Here is a 3394-nt window from a genome sequence, read left to right as displayed (position 1 = left end):
AAGCTCAGCTTCCCGGGCCGGGGGCCGCCCCAAGCTCAGTGAGAAGAAGCGCGACGGCATAGCGGGCTACCTCTTCCTCACACCGTGGCTCGTCGGGTTCTTCGTGCTCACGCTCGGGCCGATGCTGATCTCGCTGTACCTCGCCTTCACGAAGTACAACCTGTTCACCGACCCCGAGTGGATCGGCCTCGACAACTTCACCCGCATGTTCGCCGACCCGCAGTTCCAGCAGTCGGTGCAGATCACCCTCGTCTACGTTCTCGTGGGCACCCCGATCAAGCTGGCCGCCGCCCTCGGCGTCGCGATGCTGCTGAACTACCGCAGCAAAGGCACCGGGTTCTTCCGCTCGGCCTTCTACGCACCGTCGCTCATCGGCGCGAGCGTCAGCGTCGCCATCGTCTGGCGCGCGATGTTCAACAACGAGGGACCGGTCGACACCGGCCTGAGCTTCATCGGCATCGAGGCCGGCGGCTGGGTCGGAAACCCGGCCCTTGTCATGCCGATGATGATCCTGCTCGCGGTCTGGCAGTTCGGCGCCCCCATGGTCATCTTCCTCGCGGGACTCAAGCAGATCCCCGGCGAGCTGTACGAGGCGGCGGATGTCGACGGGGCCGGCCCGTGGCGCAAGTTCCGCAGCGTCACGCTGCCGATGCTCTCGCCCGTCATCTTCTTCAACCTGCTGCTCGAGATGATCGGCGCATTCCAGATCTTCGCCTCGGCGTTCATCATCTCGTCGGGCACCGGCGGTCCCGCCGGCAGCACCAACTTCTACACCGTGTACCTCTACCAGCGGGCCTTTGGCGACCTGCAGATGGGCTACGCCTCGGCGATGGCCTGGCTGCTGCTCGTGGTCGTCGGTATCGCCGCGTTCGTCCTATTCCGCACCTCGAAGTTCTGGGTGCACTACGGAGGTGACCTCAAATGACCGCTCTCGACACCGAGCTCGCTCCCGTCCTGCCGCTCACCGGCCAGAAGCAGCGCGTTCCGAAGTGGAAGAAGCGCTCGACCTGGGTCACCGTGATCTGGGCGGTGGCGCTCACCGTGATCGTGGCGGTCGTGCTCTACCCGCTGCTCTGGATGGTGCTCGCATCGTTCAAGCCCTCGGCCGACATCAACGGCAACGTCTCGCTGCTGCCCGAGAACCCGACGATCCAGAACTACGTCAAGGTGTTGCAGGGCATCGGCGGCATCCCGGTGTACACGTTCTTCCTCAACTCGCTCATCCTCGCTGTCGGCTCCGTCATCGGCGTGGTCATCTCGTCGTCGATGGCCGCCTACGCGTTCGCCCGGGTGCGGTTCGCCGGCAGCAAGATCTTCTTCGGCCTAATGATCGCGACGCTGCTGCTGCCGTTCCACGTGCTGATCATCCCGCAGTACATCATCTTCCAGCGCCTCGGCCTGGTCGACACGTTCGTGCCGCTGCTCGTGGTCAAGTTCCTGGCCACCGAGGCGTTCTTCGTGTTCCTCATGGTGCAGTTCATCCGCAACCTGCCGATGGAGTTGGACGAGGCCGCGAGAATCGATGGCGCGGGACATCCGCGGGTCTTCTTCTCGATCACCCTGCCCCTCATCAAGCCGGCGCTCGTCACGAGCTCGATCTTCGCCTTCATCTGGAGCTGGAACGACTTCCTCGGCCCGCTGCTCTATCTCAACTCGACCGACAAGTACCCGCTGCCGCTCGCGCTGCGGCTGTACAACGACCAGACCAGCGTCAGCGACTACGGCGCGACGATCGCCATCTCGGTGCTCGCGCTCATCCCGATCGCGCTGTTCTTCTTCATCTTCCAGCGCTTCCTCGTGGAGGGTGTGGCGACGCAGGGGCTGAAGGGATGACCATCGCCTCGTCGCGCAGGGCCAAGTCGCACGCCGCCTCGGGCATCGGGCCGACGTCGTCTGATGCAGGCGCCTGGCCCGGCGCGAAGCAGAAGTTCGCGCTGTTCGGCGAGGTGCTGCTCACCGGCATCATCGTGGTGCTCATCTCGATCCCGATAGTGACGATCCCGCTCGCGATCGCCGTGGGCAAGCGGCACCTCATGCGCTTCCTGCGCGCGGAAGGCTCGCAACTCGCGCTGGTCGCGGGCGACGTGCGCGAGGGATTCACCGGCGGGGTCGGCATCGGCTGCGCCTGGCTCGCGGTCACGGGCATCCTGCTGATGGACCTGCTGCTCGTCGCGAGCGGCGCGCTGCCCGGCGGCGTGGCCGTCGGCGCCCTGGCGGTCGTGCTGCTCGCTGCGCTCACGGTGCTCACGCTGTGGGTCGCCGCGTCGTGGACGCCGGTTGCCGGATGGCGGACCGCCGTGCGGGTCGGCTTCGCGTCGCTGCGCACCGACGCGATCGGGTCGGTCTACCTCCTCGTGGGTGCCGGTCTCGTGGTGCTGTTCACCTGGATGCTGCCGCCGCTGATCATCCCGGCCCTCGGCTGCGTGTGCTTCGCGGTCGCCGCGATCTCGGTGCGGCACGCCGCGCGCCGGGCGTGACGCTCGATCCGACGCTCGCGTCCCGCCTCGATTCCGGGGTCTCGATGGCGGCGCCGCTGCCCGGCTATGAGGCGCCCGCCCGCCTGGTCGTGTCGTCGACGATCGCCGGGGTGCCGGTGCGCACCTACGGTTCGTCCGGGCCGACCCTCGTCTGGCTGCACGGCGGCGGGTTCGCGGCCGGCGACCTCGACATGCCCGAGGCGGACGTCGTGGCGCGTGAGCTCGTCGCCCGGGCGGGCGTGACCGTCGTCTCGGTCGACTACCGGCTCGCGGCCTTCCCGGCGGGAGCCGACGACGTGGTCGCCGTCGTATCGTTCACGTCGCGCGCCACCGGACCGGTACTGCTCGGCGGCACGAGCGCGGGCGGCAATCTCGCGCTGGCCGCGGCTTTGCGGCTGCGCGACGCGGGTACACCTCTCGCCGCCCTCGTTCTGGCCTACCCGTACCTGCACCGGGTGAACCCGCCCGCCACCGCCGAGCTTGAGGAGCGCATGGCGCCGCTGCCTGAGTCGGTGCGCTTCGCTCCCGCGAAGATGACCGCGATGGCGACGTTCTATCTCGGCCCGCTCGCCGACGACCCGCCGCCCCTGGCGTATCCGGGCACCGCCTATTCGGACACGGCGGACTTCGCGGGGCTGCCCCCGACCCTCGTTATCGGTGCCGAGTACGACGACCTGCTGCCGTCGGCTCTGGATGCGGCCTCGCGCCTGCGCGCGGCGGGCGTGCCCGTAAGCGAGTACCTCGAGACCGGTGTGCTGCACGGGCATCTCAACACGCCGGGTCTGCCGGGCGCGCTGCGCACGCTCGACGAAATGGCGTGGTTCCTGCGCGCCCACACCGCCGCGAACTGAGCCGCGCACGCGCGGAGGGGGGGGCGCGGGGGCGGGGGGGGGCGGGGGCGGGCGGCCGCGCCGGCG

4 protein-coding genes are annotated in these 3394 nt (G+C 68.8%); all 4 read left to right on the top strand.

The window, feature by feature from the left end; translation table 11 throughout:
• The first annotated feature begins 58 nt into the window (after window positions 1-58).
• The 4 genes from ACLQ6X_RS14850 to ACLQ6X_RS14835 are packed head-to-tail and all read left to right on the top strand — an operon-like array spanning window position 59 to window position 3328.
• Window positions 59-925 carry a carbohydrate ABC transporter permease gene (locus ACLQ6X_RS14850; RefSeq protein WP_411700934.1) on the top strand — a complete coding sequence of 289 codons (867 nt, stop codon included), beginning with the start codon at window positions 59-61 and terminating at the stop codon, window positions 923-925.
• Window positions 922-1833 carry a carbohydrate ABC transporter permease gene (locus ACLQ6X_RS14845; protein WP_411700933.1) on the top strand — a complete coding sequence of 304 codons (912 nt, stop codon included), beginning with the start codon at window positions 922-924 and terminating at the stop codon, window positions 1831-1833. The genes ACLQ6X_RS14850 and ACLQ6X_RS14845 overlap by 4 nt, the downstream gene beginning before the upstream one ends.
• Window positions 1830-2477 (top strand): hypothetical protein, encoded by a 648-nt coding sequence (locus tag ACLQ6X_RS14840; RefSeq protein WP_411700932.1) that lies wholly within the window; start codon window positions 1830-1832, stop codon window positions 2475-2477. Before ACLQ6X_RS14845 ends, ACLQ6X_RS14840 begins: the two co-directional genes overlap by 4 nt.
• On the top strand, window positions 2474-3328 hold the full coding sequence (locus tag ACLQ6X_RS14835) for an alpha/beta fold hydrolase (protein ID WP_411700931.1): 855 nt from the start codon (window positions 2474-2476) through the stop codon (window positions 3326-3328). Before ACLQ6X_RS14840 ends, ACLQ6X_RS14835 begins: the two co-directional genes overlap by 4 nt.
• Window positions 3329-3394 lie beyond the last annotated feature (66 nt).

This window comes from Conyzicola sp. (genome assembly GCF_046714715.1).
GTDB lineage: Bacteria > Actinomycetota > Actinomycetes > Actinomycetales > Microbacteriaceae > Conyzicola.
Note: the sequence above shows the minus strand (reverse complement) of the source record. Positions and strands in the feature narration are given on the sequence as shown.